General features: G+C 58.3%; 17 protein-coding genes, 1 pseudogene and 2 CRISPR repeat arrays. All 18 genes and pseudogenes read right to left on the reverse strand.

Annotated elements, in window-relative coordinates:
* Positions 1–11: 11 nt before the first annotated feature.
* The 18 genes and pseudogenes from ACQRBR_RS01760 to ACQRBR_RS01845 all read right to left on the reverse strand — a co-directional run bounded on the left by ACQRBR_RS01760 (position 12) and on the right by ACQRBR_RS01845 (position 20,752).
* Positions 12–1,163, reverse strand: a complete 1,152-nt coding sequence (locus ACQRBR_RS01760) for a Card1-like endonuclease domain-containing protein (protein ID WP_427812145.1) — start codon at positions 1,161–1,163, stop codon at positions 12–14.
* An 89-nt stretch (positions 1,164–1,252) separates the two neighbouring features.
* Positions 1,253–3,247: a CRISPR direct-repeat array (repeat unit 35 nt; unit sequence GTCTTAATCCCTTTGAGAATCAGGTCTATTTCTAC).
* Between the two features lie 262 nt (positions 3,248–3,509).
* Positions 3,510–3,794, reverse strand: a complete 285-nt coding sequence (gene cas2 / locus ACQRBR_RS01765; protein ID WP_427812146.1) for a CRISPR-associated endonuclease Cas2 — start codon at positions 3,792–3,794, stop codon at positions 3,510–3,512.
* Positions 3,795–4,070, reverse strand: a complete 276-nt coding sequence (cas2, locus tag ACQRBR_RS01770; protein ID WP_427812147.1) for a CRISPR-associated endonuclease Cas2 — start codon at positions 4,068–4,070, stop codon at positions 3,795–3,797.
* A gap of 16 nt (positions 4,071–4,086) precedes the next feature.
* Positions 4,087–5,238 carry a CRISPR-associated endonuclease Cas1 gene (gene cas1 / locus ACQRBR_RS01775; RefSeq protein ID WP_427812148.1) on the reverse strand — a complete coding sequence of 384 codons (1,152 nt, stop codon included), beginning with the start codon at positions 5,236–5,238 and terminating at the stop codon, positions 4,087–4,089.
* A gap of 12 nt (positions 5,239–5,250) precedes the next feature.
* Positions 5,251–5,625, reverse strand: a complete 375-nt coding sequence (gene yecR / locus ACQRBR_RS01780) for a YecR family lipoprotein (RefSeq protein ID WP_427812149.1) — start codon at positions 5,623–5,625, stop codon at positions 5,251–5,253.
* A 154-nt stretch (positions 5,626–5,779) separates the two neighbouring features.
* Positions 5,780–7,170: a CRISPR direct-repeat array (repeat unit 35 nt; unit sequence GTCTTAATCCCTTTATGAATCAGGTCTATTTCTAC).
* Positions 7,171–7,398: 228 nt separating this feature from the next.
* Positions 7,399–8,979 (reverse strand): RAMP superfamily CRISPR-associated protein, encoded by a 1,581-nt coding sequence (locus ACQRBR_RS01785; RefSeq protein ID WP_427812150.1) that lies wholly within the window; start codon positions 8,977–8,979, stop codon positions 7,399–7,401.
* Between the two features lies 1 nt (position 8,980).
* Positions 8,981–9,946 (reverse strand): type III-A CRISPR-associated RAMP protein Csm4, encoded by a 966-nt coding sequence (gene csm4 / locus ACQRBR_RS01790; RefSeq protein WP_427812151.1) that lies wholly within the window; start codon positions 9,944–9,946, stop codon positions 8,981–8,983.
* A gap of 170 nt (positions 9,947–10,116) precedes the next feature.
* Positions 10,117–10,806, reverse strand: a complete 690-nt coding sequence (gene csm3, locus ACQRBR_RS01795) for a type III-A CRISPR-associated RAMP protein Csm3 (RefSeq protein WP_427812152.1) — start codon at positions 10,804–10,806, stop codon at positions 10,117–10,119.
* Positions 10,807–10,828: 22 nt separating this feature from the next.
* Positions 10,829–11,221 (reverse strand): type III-A CRISPR-associated protein Csm2, encoded by a 393-nt coding sequence (gene csm2, locus ACQRBR_RS01800; RefSeq protein ID WP_412627519.1) that lies wholly within the window; start codon positions 11,219–11,221, stop codon positions 10,829–10,831.
* Between the two features lie 11 nt (positions 11,222–11,232).
* Entirely contained in the window at positions 11,233–13,644 is a 2,412-nt protein-coding gene (gene cas10 / locus ACQRBR_RS01805) for a type III-A CRISPR-associated protein Cas10/Csm1 (RefSeq protein ID WP_427812153.1), read from the reverse strand.
* A 230-nt stretch (positions 13,645–13,874) separates the two neighbouring features.
* The gene (csm6, locus tag ACQRBR_RS01810; RefSeq protein WP_427812154.1) at positions 13,875–14,969 is read right to left on the reverse strand and encodes a CRISPR-associated ring nuclease Csm6; all 1,095 of its coding nucleotides are present in this window, start codon (positions 14,967–14,969) and stop codon (positions 13,875–13,877) included.
* Positions 14,966–15,901, reverse strand: coding sequence for a CRISPR system precrRNA processing endoribonuclease RAMP protein Cas6 (gene cas6 / locus ACQRBR_RS01815; protein ID WP_427812155.1), 936 nt, complete (start codon positions 15,899–15,901; stop codon positions 14,966–14,968). Before cas6 ends, csm6 begins: the two co-directional genes overlap by 4 nt.
* Before the next feature lie 196 nt (positions 15,902–16,097).
* Complete coding sequence (locus tag ACQRBR_RS01820) at positions 16,098–16,367, reverse strand: hypothetical protein (protein WP_427812260.1); 270 nt, start codon at positions 16,365–16,367, stop codon at positions 16,098–16,100.
* A 3-nt stretch (positions 16,368–16,370) separates the two neighbouring features.
* Positions 16,371–16,898: a hypothetical protein gene (locus ACQRBR_RS01825; RefSeq protein ID WP_427812261.1), complete on the reverse strand. Its 528-nt coding sequence runs from the start codon at positions 16,896–16,898 to the stop codon at positions 16,371–16,373.
* Between the two features lie 367 nt (positions 16,899–17,265).
* A pseudogene (locus ACQRBR_RS01830) lies at positions 17,266–17,637 on the reverse strand (relaxase/mobilization nuclease domain-containing protein); the annotation flags it as partial.
* On the reverse strand, positions 17,628–17,969 hold the full coding sequence (locus ACQRBR_RS01835) for a plasmid mobilization protein (protein ID WP_427812156.1): 342 nt from the start codon (positions 17,967–17,969) through the stop codon (positions 17,628–17,630). The gene ACQRBR_RS01835 and the pseudogene ACQRBR_RS01830, both read right to left, overlap by 10 nt.
* Positions 17,970–18,180: 211 nt before the next feature.
* A complete protein-coding gene (locus ACQRBR_RS01840; protein ID WP_427812157.1) occupies positions 18,181–20,535 on the reverse strand; it encodes a DUF6371 domain-containing protein in 2,355 nt (784 codons plus the stop codon).
* A complete protein-coding gene (locus ACQRBR_RS01845; RefSeq protein ID WP_300646294.1) occupies positions 20,528–20,752 on the reverse strand; it encodes a helix-turn-helix domain-containing protein in 225 nt (74 codons plus the stop codon). Before ACQRBR_RS01845 ends, ACQRBR_RS01840 begins: the two co-directional genes overlap by 8 nt.
* Positions 20,753–20,852 lie beyond the last annotated feature (100 nt).

The raw sequence follows: 20,852 nt of genomic DNA on the forward strand, positions 1-20,852 counted from the left end.
CTGCGACGGGCCTACGAACGGGAAGCCCAGCGGGTAAAAACTTCGTCCAGTTGCAACAGCTCCCTGCCGCTTGCCACCCGTATGCCGATATCCCGCGCCCGTTTCTGTTCGCGGCTTTCCAGCGGCAGCACCGAACAGATCATGGACTGCGCAAAGACGCCGCCCAGTCTGTCCTGCAGGGAGTCCGCCTTGTACAGCATGGAGCTTACTTTATTGCGATCTTCGTCGGTTTTTCTGTCGGTATGCATGCCTGCGGTCTTGCATTCCACAATGAACAGACGGTTACGAACACAGAAGAGCGCGTCCAATTCGTTGGGCACGCCTGCCTTTTCCACCTGCACCGACGCGCCCCAGTCCCGAATCCGGCCCTCACACTGCATCTTGTACAGAATCATCCGCACATACTCCTCAAACCAGAGGCCGTTGCACCATGTGCGCGCCTCTTCCGAGGGGAAGCACAGCCAGCCGTTGGCGTAATGCAGCATGCCCGCCCGCTGGCAGATGTCCAGCAGGCGGCTCCATGTGCCGGTGGGCGTGGCCCTGTCTTCCGCCATGCGATCTGCCTGATGCGCGGCCATCCGGGCGCAGGCATTGAGGCTTTGCAGGGCCGGAGCAGCATCCGGGGCGGTGCAGAGCAATTCCAGCAGCTCCCGGAGCTGGTTGCGGCGTTCTCCCGGTACGGCGGTCTGTTCAAGGCTTTTGACCTTGTAACCTCCGGCAGCCAGCAGCCCGCGAACATCCAGCACGTCCGGCAGCGGCAGATATTCCCACTGCCGACCCGGCAGAACTATCGTATCCGCGCCCGTATCCACATAGAAGGTCGGCACCTCGCAGGCCCAGGCCCATTCCGCGGCGGCAAGCGCCATCAATTTGGTGCCGCCGGTGAGATTGAGGCCGAGACTCTCCCCTGCGCAGGACTCGCGCACGGCATCCAGCAGATCGAAAATACCCTGCTGGCCGCTGTCCCGCAGTTCATGCTCCTGATAGCGACGCCCCCGGCTTTCCAGCGCCTCTCTGAGAATACGCCCGTACGCCTTCATTCCCGGCGTTACAATGCCATGTACGCAGGCAGGTTCCGCGCCGGGCAGGCCTGCCGCCAGCACCGTTGGAAACAACTGACCGGAAACAAAGGAAATCTGATGTCTGTAACAGGGAAAGGGCATACGGGCCTCCTGTATCTGTAAAGGATGGAACGGGAGCGCTTTCTCTACGATAATATATTTACAGATTACTCTTGTCGCTAAGGAGCAACGTCTTAATCCCTTTGAGAATCAGGTCTATTTCTACTCTTTTCCGATCCCCTGAAATACGTTACTCCGAAAGGGCCTAGTCTTAATCCCTTTGAGAATCAGGTCTATTTCTACCTTTTCCCAACAGAGCTACGCGTACCGATACAATCCTTGTGTCTTAATCCCTTTGAGAATCAGGTCTATTTCTACGCCAACATATCCTATCGGGTATTCGCCGGAGAGGCAATTGAGTCTTAATCCCTTTGAGAATCAGGTCTATTTCTACGTCTTCAAAAGACACAAGGAATGCTATGGAACGCGGCGAGTCTTAATCCCTTTGAGAATCAGGTCTATTTCTACTGCAAAAGACTATTATCGAATGCATCCGCATTGCTGCCGCGTCTTAATCCCTTTGAGAATCAGGTCTATTTCTACTGGAACTTTGACCGAAGCCAAGCGCAACGCCAAGGCGCAGTCTTAATCCCTTTGAGAATCAGGTCTATTTCTACCTGGAGATGGATTGGTATCCGGGTAATGAAGTTCACCAGCGTCTTAATCCCTTTGAGAATCAGGTCTATTTCTACTGGTAAGCCTTTTTAGCGCTCATCTTTTCACAATTGGCCGACTGTCTTAATCCCTTTGAGAATCAGGTCTATTTCTACCCAGCGTATGGGTAACGTCTATAGAGCAACGGCAGATTGTCTGTCTTAATCCCTTTGAGAATCAGGTCTATTTCTACGTCTCTTGCTGAAAATCAGTTTATGCAGCCCTACCTTTGTCTTAATCCCTTTGAGAATCAGGTCTATTTCTACAGCAATGATGATGATGATGATTGGGAGTACCTGGATGGTCTTAATCCCTTTGAGAATCAGGTCTATTTCTACGCGTTCCTCTTTTCACAATGCGCCGGAATCGCTTCCGGGTCTTAATCCCTTTGAGAATCAGGTCTATTTCTACTTCGTCGATGCTTTCCGCCGTATGGACCGCGAAAATAATTGTCTTAATCCCTTTGAGAATCAGGTCTATTTCTACCCGGAAGTCATCGGTGCGCTTATCCTGGGTATGTGCGGTCTTAATCCCTTTGAGAATCAGGTCTATTTCTACATTAGGTGGAGTAGGTTGTTCATATAGAGCATTTTCTTTCACGTCTTAATCCCTTTGAGAATCAGGTCTATTTCTACCTCTCTTCAAGGAATTTAACGATTAAACTTAAACAACAGTCTTAATCCCTTTGAGAATCAGGTCTATTTCTACGGCTGCTATCGTTACTGCCCGTGTCAGCATGGCGGAAAAGGCGTCTTAATCCCTTTGAGAATCAGGTCTATTTCTACCCCCCCGTTGCTACTCCCGTTCGGGATATGGCAACCGTCTTCCCGTCTTAATCCCTTTGAGAATCAGGTCTATTTCTACGAGATTTATCCTTATTACCTATGGAGTTTACTATGCTGGATATGTCTTAATCCCTTTGAGAATCAGGTCTATTTCTACACCTGAATATCTACGTATTTGTAACAGTATACTTAAGTCTTAATCCCTTTGAGAATCAGGTCTATTTCTACGCGAAGACTACACGAGTATTTATTGCGGCGTAGGAACGCCAGGTCTTAATCCCTTTGAGAATCAGGTCTATTTCTACCCGCCACCAGACAGGCCGCCCATCGGTCAAGCCTGACATGTCTTAATCCCTTTGAGAATCAGGTCTATTTCTACCCGGGCTTTTGGAGAAAGCACTATGAAGTTGTCCGACATTCGCGTCTTAATCCCTTTGAGAATCAGGTCTATTTCTACCGCTGCGTTCAGGGCCTGCCATCTCACCTGCTTGCCGCAGCGTCTTAATCCCTTTGAGAATCAGGTCTATTTCTACGCTTGCCGCAGCTCATGCGTTATGCGCTTGGCGTGCTCGGCGTCTTAATCCCTTTGAGAATCAGGTCTATTTCTACCGCATACTCGCGGAAATGGAATATTCGAGTTTCCTCGCAGCTCGTCTTAATCCCTTTGAGAATCAGGTCTATTTCTACCGCTGCCCTCCTGAAGCCGCGCCGGGCGCGGGTTTGCGGGCCTGTTTGCGCGAACCTCGGCGCTGTGAACCCGTTTTGAGTGAAACAAAGATTGTCATTGCTGGTATCCTATTAAAATTTAAGGGAATATGTTCTGCGCGACCTTTTTATGAGCGGATTTTGAATGTGTAGTTATTTCAGCTTGTTGGAGATTTGCTCTTTTCCTCCGCGAGACTCGCGCAAAGCGTGGACGTGCCGCGCGCAGTCTGATGATACCCGCTTGTTACAGGAGAATCCAGCCGGGATCGCCGTCGGGAAAGCGGACGGCCCCCAGCCCCTGTTTTCCGGCCTGACAGGAGGCGCACAGCGGAAAGATTTTTATGCCGTCCTCCTGTTCCCTGATAACCGCACGCAGGCGTTGTTCCATTTCCAGACGGGCCGCGTCGGAAAGGCGCAGCTCGAAGACGGACTTCTGCACGCGGAAGCCGTAGTCCTCCAGAATGGCGGCTACCCTGTGCAGGCGTTTGCCGTCGGCAATATCGTAGATGGCAAGATAGTCTTTTTCCATTCAGATGATAATCCAGTCTGTCCGTTCAAGGCGGAGCCCCTGCCCGAGGATACGTCCCTTTCGGGCGCAGCGGGCGCACAGCGGGTAGAGGATAATGGAATCCCGATCTCCCAGTTCCTGCCGCCGCAGAAAGCGCAGAGTGGATCGCAGGGTTGCCGGGTCCATATCGCATTCAAAAACGGACTTTTGCGAGTGCAGTCCCTTTTCTTTCAGAAAGGCAAAGATTTTTCCCCGCAATCTGTTGTCGCTGATATCGTAGGCAACAAGAACGTGCATGGAGCCTCCGGGCCGGTCAGCGCAGCATGAGCGGGCTGTATTCCTCTACTTCGCCTTCGATCAGGCGACGATAGAGACGGGCCTGAAAAATAAGGGCGTCGCCATAGGTCATCTGTCGTTCCGCCACGGGATGGAAAAATTCGGTTTCCATTTTCCGATGGAAGGCCGTAAGCACCTTGCGGAAGGCCTCCTTGCACAGCAGTACCGGACGCGCTCCCGGCGCGGGCGCATCGGGCGGGGGCGTGTTCAGCTGTTCCCCCGGCAGATCGCTGACATCCGGCACGGCGTTATCCGGCGACATGAGGCCGACGGGATCTCGCAGGAGCGCGTCCATTTCGTCAGCATCTCCGCCTTCCGCTTCCGCATCCTGCGGCGGAGGCGTTTCAAAATCCTCCCTGCGCAGCATACGCATGTTGAACAGGGAAATTGTCAGAGTGTCGGCCACCATAGGACGGAACTCCTCCACCAGATCGAGCGGCAGGGACTGGCGGCCGTAGGCCGCGGCATGCAGACAGGCCGGAGCGGGGTCCAGACCGGCAATGCGCACGGAGGCACAGCAGCGATTGATCAGCAGCGTATACAGCAGAGACAGAACGGCATTGACAGGGTCCGTAGGCGGACGACGCACACGGCGGGAAAAGCCCCAGTCCCTGCTGAAGGCCAGCGGCAGATGGCGGAAATAGCAGGCCGCGCCGCTGCCCTCCAGACCGCGCAGGCTGTCCACGTCGGTTGCGTCTTCCGCTTTGCGGGCGAGGCGGCGCAGCTCGTACGCACCCTCTCCCGCCGCTTCCTGCCCGCGACTGCGCCTGATGCGCGCCAGCACGGTTGCCTGATTGAGGAGTTTGCCCTGCACCATGCGACGGGCTGCGCGGGTGCAGAAGGCGCTGTCATCCGCAAGGGCAAACTGCCTTTTACGCAGAAACACATTGGCCGGTTCCCTGCACGACAGCCGCCCCATGTAGCGCCCGTCGCGGCGTAGAAAGACCGTATCCACATCTTCGCGCAGAAGCAGGAAAAGCGCCGGGGGCGTCAGTTGCACATTGCCGAACAGCAGCAGCTGTTCCAGCCGTTCCACAAAAATCGTGCGCGTGACTTCCGGCGTAGTCACGATCAGCCGACGGCCTTCGCGGCTGATTCTGGCCCCCTGCTCGCAAATACAGGCAATCATGACTTTCCCGGTTTACTTTTTTACGGGAACGGGCCTACCCGTGGCGGGAGCGCCGATGCACTGAAATTCCGCAACGGCGTTCATCTGCGCGCAATAGGGGCCGATCCACGGGTCATAGACCATCTGGCCGCAATTCTCCATGACGCTGCCGAATTCTTCGGCATGGTCGTAGCCCCACGCCCGGCACTTCTGCGTTGCCAGCTCCAACGCCTGCTGATGGTCGAGCTGCGGCACTTCAATTTTCGGATTGTAGGTGTAACCCAGCCGGATGGTGGCGTCGCTGCGGCTGCCGCCCACGGCTATCCAGTCCTTTTCAACCGGCTTTGCGGCGCATCCAGCCAGACAGACGAGAGAGACAATAATCGGCAGCCATTTTGTTTTTTTCATGCTTTCTATTCTCCTGTTTATTTTGCGCGTTTTGCAATGCTGTTTCCCTGTGCGCGGACAGCCGTTTCCGCTGTCTGTCTCGTCGCCATCCCTTTCTACAGGTCTGTTTGCACGAGGTTGCGGCTTGCCCGCGTGTCACTAAGCCCGTCGGCAAATCATAATCCCTTTATGAATCAGGTCTATTTCTACGCCGCGCCGCTCTATGGAGTATAAAGGGAGGCCCCCTCGTCTTAATCCCTTTATGAATCAGGTCTATTTCTACGGAATGGTACGGAACTGGCTAGTGTGCTTATGTCTTAATCCCTTTATGAATCAGGTCTATTTCTACCCGCACGCCTCTCTACAACCACCAAAGCGCGGCAGTCGAAAAGTCTTAATCCCTTTATGAATCAGGTCTATTTCTACGCACATCATCACGAATATCACTACCATCACCGTCATTTCATGTCTTAATCCCTTTATGAATCAGGTCTATTTCTACCGAAGAATACGAACAGGATACCGGCGAAGATTTTGAACTAGGTCTTAATCCCTTTATGAATCAGGTCTATTTCTACCTGTTTGCCCTTTTCGACTATATCGAAGAATACGAACAGGAGTCTTAATCCCTTTATGAATCAGGTCTATTTCTACATGGAAGAAACCTACAGGCACATCGGCAAGGTTACGGGCCACGTCTTAATCCCTTTATGAATCAGGTCTATTTCTACAAGGATGCACATGCTTCGAGGAAGAAGTCTGTTACTATCGTCTTAATCCCTTTATGAATCAGGTCTATTTCTACTAGCAGCTACCTTGCTTCACACTACGCGCAAGTTTTGGCTTGCGTCTTAATCCCTTTATGAATCAGGTCTATTTCTACATCGCCTTTGACGAGCCACAAAGAGCAAATAAAAATCCTGGGGTCTTAATCCCTTTATGAATCAGGTCTATTTCTACGCTCCTTGACTTTTTCCTGGTACGATTATCCGCACCGTAAAGTCTTAATCCCTTTATGAATCAGGTCTATTTCTACACCTTGTAGGCTCATTCGCATTGGAAATGTGCAATGGGCTGTGTCTTAATCCCTTTATGAATCAGGTCTATTTCTACGGAAGTGGGCTTTTTTGATACGGAAGCGGAAGCGATTGGTCTTAATCCCTTTATGAATCAGGTCTATTTCTACCTATTGGCACCTTGCCGCGCTTGTCCAGTGTGCGGATAGCGTCTTAATCCCTTTATGAATCAGGTCTATTTCTACGGAATACTTTTCCAGTACACACCCTTCTTGGAAAGGTTGTTGTCTTAATCCCTTTATGAATCAGGTCTATTTCTACCTAGAACGCATTACATGGGATATCAGCTCTTGATGCACACGTCTTAATCCCTTTATGAATCAGGTCTATTTCTACGGGAGCGCGGATACGCTGAACTTCAGGGCGCGCTCAAGATAGTGTCTTAATCCCTTTATGAATCAGGTCTATTTCTACGGCCGCATTGTCAAAGAGCAATGCAGGGGAGGCGCTCCCGTGTCTTAATCCCTTTATGAATCAGGTCTATTTCTACCGCTGCCCTCCCGAAGCCGCGCCGGGCGCGGGTTTGCGGGCCTGTTTGCGCGAACTCCGGCCGCATGGCGGCAAAAAAGTGGAAACAGGGCTGCTTGTCCTCCTGTAACCTGTGGAAATGTCAGAGAAAAACGGCATGCGCGACCTTTGCTGCGGGCATTTTAAGAAAGTGTATATTTTCAGTGCGTTATAAAAACGGGCCGCAAAGGGGTGCAAGGTCGCGCATGGATTACTCTCCCAGAAGGCTGCGTATGCGCGCCACCTTTTCCTTCTGCTTCTTGGAGAGCTGTTTTCCCTGCCATTTGCCGGATGCCTGCCAGAAGGCTTTCAGTGCTTCCGCGGCCTGCCGTTGCAGAGGCGCTTCCAGTGCGTCGAGCTGCTGGAAAAGCGTCTGCGCTGTCTGATCGTCGGCATCGGGAAGGGACAGGGCGGCAATGGCCCGTTCCTGCGGGGAAAGACCGGCAAGCCGGGCTTCCCGCGCGGCGGCCTCCTGTTCCCGGCGCAGACGTTCCTCCTCGGCTGCGGCCCGCATGCGCGCGGCGGCTTCCTGCTGCAGACGCTGCTGTTGCAGCGCGTCGCGCAGAGTCTCCTCCTGGGCGCGTCGCCGCTGTTCCCGTGTATGCTGTGCCGTTGCAGCGGCTTCCCGCACGGCCCGCGTGCCTGCTTCGTACTCTTCCGTCTGGCAGAAATGGAGAATGACCCAGCCGAAGGGCAGCGTATCGTCCGCCAGCGTGCGCGTCTTGCCGTAGCCCTTTTTGTGTTCCGGCGCGTTGCGGCTGACGGTCATGCACTCCAGATGCGAATAGCGGCCCACGCGCACCAGCCATTCCCGCGCCGGATCGAGCCGTTCCAGGCGCGCGCGAATTGGTTGCAGGGCCTGCCGCACCCGTTCCAGATGCGGCAGGGCATAGAATGTCTGCCATTCTCGCAGAAAGCGCATACCGTAGAAGGCGTTGCACAGCTGGCCGATTCGCTGCCACGGCAGCACTTCGCCGCCGGGCAGTTCCACGGCGGGCTGTCCGCTGCGGCAGTCCAGATGCAGGCTGCCGTAAGGGAGCAGGCTGCCGTCGGCAAGAGGAAGCAGAGCCTCGCAGGGCGGCTTGGGCGTGCCGGGTTTGTTCGGATCGGCAGCGCGCCGGACTTCCCGTGCCGCCACAATGCCGGTTGCCTGTGGCGCAAGGGGAATATCCGCTACCTTGAGGGCCTGCATGGCGTGATTGCCGATGTCGCCGAACATTTTTTTCAGGGCTTCCGTATAGCCGGAGCGGAAGGCCGCTGTTGCCGAACGCAGATCGCCCTGCCCTGCCGTACGCCGATTGTCCAGATGATCAATCAGCGGCGTGAGCAGCGCCCCCTTGAGGGAGGAGCCGGGCAGAAAGGCGCAGCCGCTGACGGCGCTGCGCGGCAGGGGGAGAATTTCGGCCTTGCTGTTGCTGCGGGGATCGGTAATGCGCTTTTGCAGCTCCTGCGCCGTAGCCGGCAGGGTGAAGGGCAGGCGGGCCTGTCCGTAGAGCTTTTCGTCGAGCTGTTCCGTCAGCAGACGACGCAGACGCAGCATGTCGCCTTCGGCAAGGGCCGCGCCGATTGCCGGATCGGCGGCATGCGCCTGCAACCAGCCCGCGCAATCCGCCAGATACAGAACATGTTCCCGGCCCTCCTTGCGGATTACATAGTCCAGCGGAGAGAGTTCTTCGCCCGTACCCACAAAGACCGGCGTGAGAACCTCCAGCCGGAAGGGCAGAAAGCCTGCGGCATTCCAGCGGCGGGGGCAGTTTTCTCCCGTTTGCGGCGCGTGTTTCGGACAGGCCATGTCAGACCTCCTCGGCCATGCGGCAGGGCAGGGTCAGCGGATGCGTTATCTGCACGATGCGGGCATGGGGATGAATATGTTGCAGCACGAACGGCCCTTCCGGCAGGCGGTGCAGCAGACTGCCCTCGCTCAGGAGCAGCAGCGGATTCTTGAAGGGGCTGCCGCCGCCCCAGACTTTGCCGCGTTTTATTTCCGTAGCGTACCAGCCTTGCAGGGCCGCCATGTCCGGGGCCGCGCAGACCGAAAGCAACAGGGAGGAGGGGCCGTCGTTGTCCAGCGTTCCGGCGCGGAAGTCCGTATCCGCCTGTACGGCAAAGCGTCCCTTGCCCAGCGCCGCATCCTTGCCGAAACCTAGCTCCCCGGCTTCCGCCAGCAGGGAAAGCAGCGTTTCCGGGCTGTCGGTACGGGCATAAAGATGCAGGCGGGCATCCTGCCGGAACCAGCGCAGGCGGTTGAAGTACAGGCCGCCTTCCAGCGCGCCGCCGCTGCGCCGATCAATGCTGACGTGCGGTTCCACGCTGCCGTCTGGGGCGCTGCTGTGCTGCTCCGGGGCGCTGCGGGAGCAGAAGGAGGCAAACAGGCGGCGCACGGAAAGCGCTCCCGCCAGTTTCTGCCAGTCGGCAAGCGGCAGATGGGTTTGCTTACGAAAGCGTTTGAAGGCCTGAAGGGCCGCCATGAGCGCCAGAGGCACGCCCGCCGCATCGACAATCGCGCCTTCTTCCACCCATTGCCGGAAGCGGGCGCGGGGCACGGGTGGCAGACGCGGGGCAAAGACGCTGCCTTCCGGCAGGGCCGACGACAGCACAAAGGGCGGCTTTCCCTCAAGAAAAGCCGTAATGGCATGGCGGCAGGCTTCGTCCCCCTGTCGTTCGGCAATGCGCCAGAGCAGCAGTCCGTACAGGGTGTCGCTGCGCAGGGGCGTTGCCCACGGGGCAAGGGGACGGAGCAGGAATCGGTGCAGCCTCATGCGGCGAACCTCCGCTGAAAATGCTCCAGAGCTTTTCAGCTTTGAAAAAGGTGAAACGCGAGACGGCGGCACAGCGCCGCCCGGCCTGAACTAGGCGGAAAAGCACGTTTTTTCCGCTAAATGACAGGCCGTATTGTTTGAAATGCGAAGTTCTTCAAGCTGAAAATGTTTTAAAAGGTACTGAAGGCGGACATATCCACAGGCGAGCCGTTCAGGGCCATGTCCTCAAAGGCCACCTGTCCGCAACCGCGCGAGGAGCAGCCGCCGAGGGCGTCCAGCTCCACAAGGCGCAGGCCCCGGAATATCCAGTCCGCCAGATTCGGCGCGTCGTTTTCATAGACCTTGAGGGCTATGTTGAGATCAAAGCAGACCCCGGCGGGCACGCGCTCCAGCGGGCGCGGATGGTCGGCCACGCCCTTGACGCGATGGATGATGTTTTCGTTTTTGATTTCCATGGGCAGCCTGCCTTCGCGGAACAGGCGCGCATATTCCGGCGTTAGGCAGGCGTCCCGCACCAGCATGCGCGTGGGGCCGAGCTGCGGATCGCATTCCGTGGGGGGCTTGTGTGATCCGAACAGCGTGCAGACAGGGCAGGACGGCAGGCCGCAGTCACAGGGCTTGCCGCTGGTAACGGCGTTACGCGTTGCCTCGTTTTTCCCCATGAAGACAGCCGTTTCCAGCAGAGAACGCATCTTGCCCTTGAGGGACGAGCCGGGAATATAGGGTTCGCCGTTCAGCGGATTTTTGACGATGGGCTGATCCAGCCCGCCGATTTCCACCGTATCCTTGCCCGCGCCGATATGCAGGCCGGAGCGCAGACAGATTCGGCCCGTAATGGAATGAATGGCACACAGTTTCATGCGCGTTTTCCTCCTTTCCGCATCAGTTGTAATTGGCAGGCGCGCACCCGTAGCTGAAACCGACCACGGCCTCGAAGTGCAGGGCAAAGGCCCGGAAATCGCGGGCGGAATTGACGCTGTCCACATGCTCGCAGAGCCAGTTGCGGAAGGCGTCGGGAACCACGTTTCGCTTGCAGGCATAATTGGCCTTGGCCTTGAGCAGCTTGATCAGCGGCAGCACGGCGGGAAAGGCGGCGTCATCGCCGCCGCTGTTCAGCCATTGCCGCTCCAGCGTCTTGACGTCGCCGTAGAACTTGCGCAGCTGCGAGGCTGCGAGCTTCTTGCCGCCGTTGAAAAAGGATTCCGCCGCTGCCTGCGCCTTTTTGTCCATCCATGCGGGATCAATGGCGCTGTCGTTCAGATAGTAGTTGACCATGCTCTTGCTCCTCATGAGGAAATGCGGGTGCGGTACAGCGCCCAGACAATGCCCGGCTCGGCCCGGGGGAATTTGCGCGAGTCCTGCCCGAGGGCCTTCAGACGTTGCAAGTCGTCGGCCGTGTCCGACGAGTTTTTAAAGTTGCGGGCCAGATCGTAGGCCATGTGCGACAGATACAAGCCCTTGCGGATGGCGCCGCCGGCGGCAAAGTCCCGGCAGTCCCGCGCATAGCCCAGCAGACGGCGCAGCAGCCCCTGCGTCAGTACGCCGCGCAGGCACAGGTCTTCCAGCCAGCGTCCGTCGTCCAGCAGACTTTGGAACAGCGGCCAGGGGGCGGAAACGCCGAACAGCGTGGCCGCATTCTTGCCCGGCTCTTCCTTGGACTGCTCCAGCGCCGCTTCCGCCGCCTCCCGCAGGGCGCGCAGGGGCAGACGCGGCTTGACCACCGGCAGCCCGGCGGACAGAGTTACCGCGGGGTTGCCGCCTGAGAAGGCGGTAAAATCCGCCTGCAGGCGCAGGGCAAAGTCCACGACTTCCGACCACGGCCCCAGCACAAAGAGATCGTCCCCTCCGGCAAAGATGACGTAAATATCGGGGAACTCCCGTTCTATGACCCGCATGAGATGCGCCCCGAAGAAATGGTTCATCATCCGGGAGAGCATGGCAAAGCGAGAGATGGAAAAGCGGCTGTCCCCGCCCGTGCCGAAGCCCATGCCGAAAATCAGCCCCAGATTGTCCACGTCCGCCTTGCAGGCCGCAAGACAGGCGACGGAGCGCCATGCCTGGCCCTCCTTCTGCGGGGGAATGCGGGCCTCCTCGGCCAGCATGGCAAAGGTTCTGGGCTCGCCCGCACGGCATTCTTCCCCGGCAAGAAACAGGGCGTCGCTCTCCCGCCGCAGACGGCCCTCCTTCTGCCAGCGTTGCAGATCGTCTTCCCGCACCGTGGGAATAAAGCCCGCTATGGGCATGGCGGAAAAGGCCGTGCGATCCCGGATGGATACGATATCCAGAGCTTCGCCCGTATCGGGCGCGTGTTCCTCCAGCCGCAGATACAGCCCGCCGAACAGCGGCAGTCCGCCCGGACGGCGATTCAGTACCAGATAGCGCGCCCGGGGCAGACGCCGCCCCACCTGTCGCACCAGATGACGGCACTGGGCGCACATGGGCGCTTCCTCTTCCTCCTGCGGGGCCGTTGCCGGACGCCTGCGGCACAGTTCGCATTCGCCGAACTGCCGGTAGGCTTCATGGTCCACCGGCAGCACCGGGGACACGTGTTCCCCGAAAAGGCCGGAAAAGGGGCGCAGTTTGGCCTGTTCCAGTGCGTCGTTGAACTGCTCAAAGCACATCACGAAGCGTTCCCGCAGCAGATCGTCCGGCTCCAGCGGCAGACGCGCAAAGGTCATGCGCACACTGCCCTGAAAACTGTCCAGCAGCCAGCGTTCCGTCTCGCGTTCCAGTCTGTCGAGTTCGGTCCGCGTTGTCGGCGTGTCCGGCAGCAGCAGTACGAAGCGTCCACCCGCATCCATGATACGGGCCGCATGGGACAGTTCCAGACGTTCCAGCAGCACCAGCCAGACGGAATGCGTCAGCGCCTGCAACAGAAAGGAGCGCGCCCGCAGCAGCTTTCCCGCTCCCTTGTCGCCGCCGTCCGCATGGGAGGCCTCGCCGAAGATGAATTTCTGGATGCCGCCCAGGTCCGCGCCAAAGAGCAGAAAACGTTCCTGCCCTTCAGGACAGGCCAGCAGGGCCTGCGTAATAGCCGCCGTGGTGGCCGCGTGATCATGGAGCGAAATGTCCGCGCGGGTACCGTAGGTGGATGAAGGAATGCACCAGGTAAAGCGCTCCAGCACGGTTGTCAGCGAGTGCAGATAGTGCCGGAAGCCCAATTTTACCGGCAGGGCAGCCAGCGCCTTGCAGAAGTCCGCATACAGATCGGCATAGGCTCCACTGTCGTCCGTTGCCGCGCAGGGGAAAAGGGGATTGCTCTCCTCGTCATCCAGCGGCAGCAGACGGTAGCGCAGGGGCGCGGCGTCCTTTTCAGGCCCGCTATCTCCCAGGCGGATGCTGTGAAAGACGGATTCCAGACGGGCTGTACGGTAGTTGCCGCCTGCATCCCCTTCCCGACGATCCCCGCCGGACGAGAGCCTGTCGGCCCGTTGCAGAGCGGTTTCCTCGCGGGAGGCGCTGTCCGGGCGGTGATGCGCGGCGGCCATGCGGGCCAGCCCGCCGCGCAGTCCCTCCATTTCCGGCGGCAGGGGAAGCACGTTTTCGATAAAATAGTCCGTATACAGGACATGACGGTGCGTTTCTCCCTGCGGACAGATTTCCTGCTCCAGGCCCGCGGATGCCGGAGCGCCTGCCCGCTGGGCAAACTTGCCGATATCGTGCAGCCATGCCGCAAGCACGGCGAGTTCATGCTTCATGCGCTTTCTCCTTCTGTGCCGGAGTTGGTTCGGGGCGGTCATGCCGGAACAAGAGCATTTTCAGTTTGCAATGCTTCGCATTTCAAACCATACGGCCTGTCGTTTCGCGGAAAAAGCGCATTTTTTCCGCTCACTCTGGGCCGGGCGGCGTTGCGCCGCATTTTCACTGCTGTCTGTAGCATGATGCCACGCGGAATGTACAGGGCGGAGGGGCATTGGTAACGTTACCGTCAGCCCTGTTCCACAATAATCCGGGAGCGGGGCAGACGGAGCCCGTAGCGGACGTGGGGGCGCGCGCCCAGCGAGGCAATTTCCGCGCAGGGGGCGTCCATCCCCAGAGCGCATCGCAGATACCGATGGAGCTTTGCCTTGTAGGTTCTGAAATTTTCCGCGGAAAGATTCAGAATGCCTGTTGTGCTGCTCGCAGCCGCTGAAATGCGAATATGGCGATAGAGCTCCGCAAGGCTGTCACTCTCGGCAAAAAATGTTTGCAGTTCCATAAAACACTCATTGCCGCAGTCTTGGCAGCTTCCGGAACAGGGAAAATTCCGTTTACGCAGAGCAAAATAAAGCAATATGGAGAATTCCACTGGCGGCAGAATACAGTTTTTTCCCTGTACCGAGACGCAACGCTGCTTTGTGTTCAGGCGCAGCACAGGCATCTGTGCCATATCGAGGCTGGCAAGCAGGCTTTCCGGCGCTTGCGGCTGTTGCAGAAGGTGCGGCGGAAGCCAGGGGCGCAGGCGCGCAAAGGGCAGCACTGCCAGCGTGACGTGGGCGTCCCGCGTATCCAGCGGCGGACGGGGAGCCGGACGCGGCAGGAGGACACCGCCGGGCGGCGGATAGAAAAAGTCCGGCTGCGATTCAAATGCGGGGGACACCAGCACATGAAAGAGCCTGTCTTCGGCTCCCGCATAACACTGCGCCGCCAGAGCCAGACTTGCGCCCATTGTCTTGCGCCCTCCGGCAATGGAAAAGTCCACGGTTACGTCTGGTTCTCCGGCGAGCAGACGGGTCTGTTCCATACAGAGCGTCTGAAAAGCCTCGCTTTCTTCCAGCGTGGCAATATCATCCGCCGGGGGCGCGGGCGTCAGGATGTCTTCCCTGCCGAATCGACAGGCAGACGGGGCAATGCCGTAGTCGTCAAAAAAGCGGTGCAGCATGCCCGGCCCGTCAAAGAGCGTATTCAGACAGCGTTCCCGACCGGCGCGCGTCGTCAGCACGACAACCCGCTGCGGCAGACGGCCTTCGTAATGCAGAGCGTACAGAGTTTCCGTGATGATTTGCGGCGTCAGACCGCAGACGGCCAGCAGGACGCGCTTCATGACAGATTGTCCAGTACGAGCGCGCCAAGGCCAAAGCTGCTCTGTTTGCCTATATGTACCCGGCTGGCAAAGTCGAGATAGCGCGCAAAGACCGTGACGGGCCCCTGATAGACAATATGGCCGGTCAGGCCTCCCAGCTGCATGACGGTCTGCTGTCGGCCGGAGTAGCGGTTCCAGTCTTCCCAGCGCAGAGCGTTTTCCTCGACGCGCACGGAAGATGCCGTACGGATCAGGGCTGTAAAGTCCTTTGGTGGAAGGCGGAAAGCTACATCGTCCAACGCGCAGAGACTCTTGATGCGTCGGATAATCAGGCGCATGAGGGTTGCAAAGTCCAGCGTGGTCGACAGGCGGTTTGCCGCTTTGAATCGCAGGGGCGTTACAAATCGGCATATCACCTGCCCTTCAGGGCCAGCCGGGCACGGCTCGGGAAGCGGCAGTTCCTGTGCCGCGACATCATGGAGCCGTTCTTCCCGGGCGTCGTAGACGGACGTTTCGCTCTGAAGCACGTCCTCAATACAGAATTTGCCCTGTCCCTGCTCCGTGCCCCGGCCCATGCCGTGCTGTCCGGCCAGCGTGAAGGCATGAATGAAATAGGGCAGATAGTCCGTGGCGTAGGAAAAGAGTTTCAGAGCAAAGGAAAAACTGTCGCCCGCCGCATATTCCGTCTGTCTGTCCCGGGAAGGCTCGATGCAGAAGGGCGGCGGCAGCTGCGGGGCGGTGCCGCTACCTTTGGGCGCGGATGCCGCAGTGAAAAGACGGGGAAAGATGCACGTTCCGCACAGCATGCAGCGGCAGCATTCGGTTTTTTGCGTCATACAGACAGCGCGGCGCAGACTGGCCCCCAGCGTGCCGCGCAGCATGGAGCCCTTGTAGGCAGAAAAACTGCCTCTGGTCTGCATGCGGCAGACAAAGCGGACGGAGATGTATTTCATGCACTATCCTTTTCCCCCTTGATAGGGAGTCAGTTCATGAGGCTGACGTGTTGAGACATATCGATTTCAGCATAGAGAAAAGATTTTTCCCGGACAACAAAAAAACGCTTTTTGCTCCGGGAAGGCCCTTTCAAGGAACAGCCTTCCCGGAGCGTCTGTCAGCGCCCGCGCGTATGGTATCGCGGGCGGGGCATTGCTATTTGCCGTGCAAGGCGCTGTTCAAGCGCGTCAGCGCAGGCAACAAGCTCTCGTGTACGGCGCTCAAACGCTGTAAGTGCCGCATCAATGTCTGCTGTCCCTCCCGTAACTGAAGGATTTCCCGGTGCAGGGCCTGAATCTGGCGTCCCTGATCCTCCATGCGGGTCTGCTGGCCGGAAAGCCATGATTCCTGCCGGTGCAGCTTCGCGGCAAGTTCTCCTTCCAGGGCCAGTAGACTTCCTTTCAGCATCCTTTCCATTTCGGTCATGCGTCACCTCCGCACCACTTCCCAGGCGTCCCGTTGGCCCACCTTGCCCGCATTGACGATCTGCTGTCCCGCTGGTGTCAGAAGGTAGCTCTTGCCTTCGGCCTGATACGGCTCCAGCCCCTTGAAGCAGTTCCAGAGCGAGGCATTTTGCGCTTCCAACTGTTCCCGCCGGGCACTCAGGTTTGAAATCTCCTGTTCCAGAGCCTTGATTCGGTACTGTGACAGCATCAGCAGGCCCCAGATGGTCAGCACCGACACAATCAGGATTGCACAGCTCCACAGCAGGGCCAGCCGACAGGGACGGCTGAATACCGTCCCCATAGTCCGGCAGCGGGAGCTGATGTTCTGCTCCAGCTGTGCAAGGCTTTCGAGGATAGCGTTTTCGGTTGTAGCCAGCGCGTTTTTCGATGACGCTTGTAAATGCTGCTGCAAGGCGTGAAAGTTCTCCTGAAACAGAGCTTCTGTCGCCTGCCTTTCTTTCTCGGTTCTGGCCCGCAGTTTCTCGGCCAGTGAGGATGCACTGTTCTGCATAGATACCTCCCTTGAGGCGGAGCTTGTCGCCGCCCTCCGGATCATGGACAGTGAGATAGTTTTTTCCCATGCGGCCGATTTTCAGACCGGCTTCCTCCAGAGCCTGAATGATGTCCTTCCGCGTGCGGATTTTTCCCTGCTCCAGAAGCGTCAGCACATAGTCATGCACAGCCTGCCGGTTTTCCTCCCGTTGATTTCTGCCGGGCTTTCTGCCCCAGCGCAGCAGACGCGCCGCATGGAGATCGGCATGGTCCGGCGTACACAGGCGCGCCCGCTGCGGATCATCCGGTCTGGCCCAGCCTTCCCGGATATTGTGCAGGTCGCGAAAGACATCGAAATCCTTTTGCCAGCCGGGCGGGCATGGATTGAAGGCCCGCCCGCTGGAAAGCTCCACGCGCGGAATCACAAAATGCAACTCATGATGCCCGGCGTGGCTGTGCCGAACCCAGAGAATTGCCCGCTGGTCTTCTTCCAGCCCGGCAAAGGCGACAGCCTCAAAGTCATCCATGACGCGCCTCTCCTGTTCCGGCGTTACCTTATCTTCGGGATGCCAGGAAAGAACCCCGGCCGTAAAACGCCATGTCGTATCCAGCGAATCAATCAACGCCCGCGTGCGCTCCACGTCGCCGCGCAGGACTTCCGGCGGATGTGCGTCCCGGCCCGGATAGTCCGGCCGTACCAGATAGCGCGTGGGCGCGCTGCCGTTTCCTCGTCCATGCGGAAAAACCTTCATATACATGACGGCTCTCCGGGAGGGGGCGGGGGTGTGTCTTTCGCAAGCAACGCACGTTCAAGGCTGGCCAGCGCTGTCAGAATCTCCACAGCTTCGGCACGGCTTTTCCATGTGTTGGCCCAGCGGGCAAGCTGGTTAAGATTGGCCCCGATACGCGCAAGCTGCCGGATACGCTCTTTCTCCAGCGGTGTTTGTCGCAGACGATAGTCCAACGCCCGTTGGCGCAGAAAATCCGTAACGGTCTGTCCCTGCATAGTAGCCTTGGCAGTAATGGCTTCTTTCTCCTTCGGTGTGACGCGCAGCTTGAGCCATGCGCTGCGCCTTGCCGCTGTGCTCATATCCTTTCCTGCCTTTGGCTTTTGTGCGGGGTCGAGGGGCGGCACGCCCCCGCCAGCCCCGGCAGGGGGCACCGCGTCAGCGTGTGCCCACAACGGGTAGGCTGGCTCTGCGGCCTGCCGCCGTATTTCAGATACGCTGCCTTGACTGGCAGGGGATATCCCTTTGCGAAGAATGCGAAATAAGAAAAAAGCGAAATAAGCGAAAAAAGATTCATGATGCGTCACCTCTTTTTTCGCCAGATTCTCTTTTTTCGCTTATTTCTCTATACTCGCTTTTTTCGCACAGACAGAGAATCAGACGCGAACGTCCGCCGGTCTTTTCCCGGGAAATACTGATGCGCCGCTGGGCTTCCAGCTGCTGCAAGACTGGTTGCAAACGTTCTTTCGGGACATGCCCGTGAAAGACCCGGCTCAGCTCCGTTGCCGATATCGGCCCCCGCCGGAGTGCGGCCAGAACCTTCTCTTCCAGAGGGTCTGCTCCCCGGCTGCCGAAAATGTACATGGCTGATGCCCGGGCATAGCTCCACATGGCCAGCGCGGCCTGCAAATGTCCGGCGTCTATCTGCTCCTGTCCATCCAGCAGGGCATACACAAGGGCAAGGCGCAATGTCTGGGCCTCGGCACGATTTATCAGACAGCCCACAAGGCCGATGTGCTCTCGGGACAGTTCCGGGTAGACCTCTTTCCAGACTGTCAGTCCCCTTTCGCTCATTCGCATGAGGCCGCGCTTCTGCGCCCGGGCGATCAGCCTCCACAACTCCTGTTGCAGGGGAGCAAGTTTCTCCTCCGGCATGGGAGACGGCAGAGGAACCAGCTTTGCCCGGCGGGCGCATATCCAGAGAAAGCGATTGCCAAAGCCGTTGAAGGCCTGCACATCTCCCAGACTGACGGCAAGCTCCTGCATGGTGATATGCGTCAGAATGTTGATATGAGCGCCTCGCACCGTGATGGGATTATTCTTTGTCAGGGGAGCATAATCGCCGGAATCCCAGAAACTGCGGATGCCCATGGAAAGCGTATTGCCTTCGCGCCGTGTGCAGGCCAGTCCGCTGGCAAACTCCTCATCCATGACGAGCAGACGCTTGTCCCCTTTCTCGCGCAAAACTTCTTCCGGGTGGGCGGCCTGCCAGCGCTCCCGTTCGGCATCAGATTCCTCCCGGACATGGAAGGCCAGTCCCTCTCCGGTGGAAAGAGGGCCGCTGCTTTCCCGGGCGGGCAAAGGCAGTTTCCATGCCTGCAGATCCGAAGGGCAGCAAAACTGACGCCCGAAAAGGCGACTTACCGGATGCCGGGAGGTTCCCTTGCGTGCCTTGCTGGAATTGCCGCAAATAACGGCAAAAAGACGGGGCGGGTGGATAGTTTCTCCGACGTGGATATGCGGCCCGTAATTGGGAGCAAGCCCGTAAACTTCCGCACAAAAGCGCACTAGTGCCGTTATGCAGACCGCTGCCGGGTCCGCCTCGCTGTCCCGCGTGGCCAGCCGGACAAATTCTCCCAGAATGCCGGGACAGGCTTCCCAGGAAAACATCGGCCAGCTGTGCAGCTCCAGCTCCACCGGTTCCTCTGTCCGCAGGTGTGCGTCCTGCATGATGTGCAGGCCCGGAAAACGTTCCTGCGCGTGGCGCAAAAAATCCGCTGCCGGAAGGGCCTGTTTCAGACACTGCCCTATATCCATATGCTCGGGAACTTCATCCGCCAGATCCCATGCCTCGGGCAGTTCGGAGGGGGGCAGAACACACAAAGGCGCAACCTCCTGTTCTGCGAGAACAGTCAGCAGGGAACAGACCGCACGAAAGCCCGGCGCATCGTTATCCGGCCAGATCGTGACGCGTCGGAAACGCAGCGGCGCATAAGCAGATCGGCAAACAGCGTTTGCGCCGCCGCTCCATGTCAGAACAGCATACTCCGGGAAAAGACGCTGTGCGGCATCCGCTGTTTTTTCTCCTTCCACCAGCAGTACCGGCGCTTCCGGGCGAAGTGCGAGCCCATGCAGGCCATACAGGGGGCGCGGTTCCGGCAGGGCCTTCCAGAACCAGCCGGGGAAGCCTGTTCCCCCTTCCCGACCATAGGACAGAGGCAGAATGACCTTGCTGCCGTCTTCGCGTGAAAAGCGCGCGACACAAGCAAGCAGGCGTCCAGCCTCATCCAGATAGCGCCAAAGCCGCGTATACGTCCCTAGCTGTCCATGCCGACGCGGCGGCTCCGGCGCTGAAGGAGGCACAGGCAACAGGGGAATAAAGGGACGCGCCGGCGCAGGGGAAGACGTTGTTGCGCAGTCCGGAGAAAGCGCATACCGCCGGGCCAGCTCTCGTGCCGCCTCTCCGGGGCGCAGCCTCCAGCATTGCGCGGCAAGGCTGATGATGTCCGACCAGCGTTCTCCGGTGGCAAAGTCGCTGCCGACACCGTTTTGCAGATTGGTGCGGCAGGAGTTCCCCTGTCCGCCCTCCAGAGACGCGCAACAGTATTCTCTGCCGACGATCCGCCCTCCCGGTAGGATATCCGCAAGAACATCCGCCAGACGCGGTTGCAAACCATCTCTGACCGTCTGAAAGAGATCGCTACTCATGCCTGCCCCGCCCGCGTCTGGTATCGTTGCTTTCCAGCGTCTCAATGGAGCGAGAAGCAAAGAAGGCCTCAAGGTCCTTGATGTCATACAGAACACGTCTGCCGAGTTTGGCATAGCGCGGCCCTTTATGCTTGCAGCGCCAGACCTCAAGCGTATTGGGCTGAACGCCCAGATAGGCGGCAGCTTCCTGCGTGTTGAGTTTTTGTCGTTCGTTCATTTGACACTCCCTGCATGATTTGAGCTGCGCTGTATGCAGCCTCATGAGCTTTGAAGGGAGTGTAGGGGCTTTGCCTGAGGCAAAAAATTGTCTGCCTGAA

The organism is Desulfovibrio sp. SGI.133, from assembly GCF_050313955.1.
Classification (GTDB): domain Bacteria; phylum Desulfobacterota; class Desulfovibrionia; order Desulfovibrionales; family Desulfovibrionaceae; genus Desulfovibrio.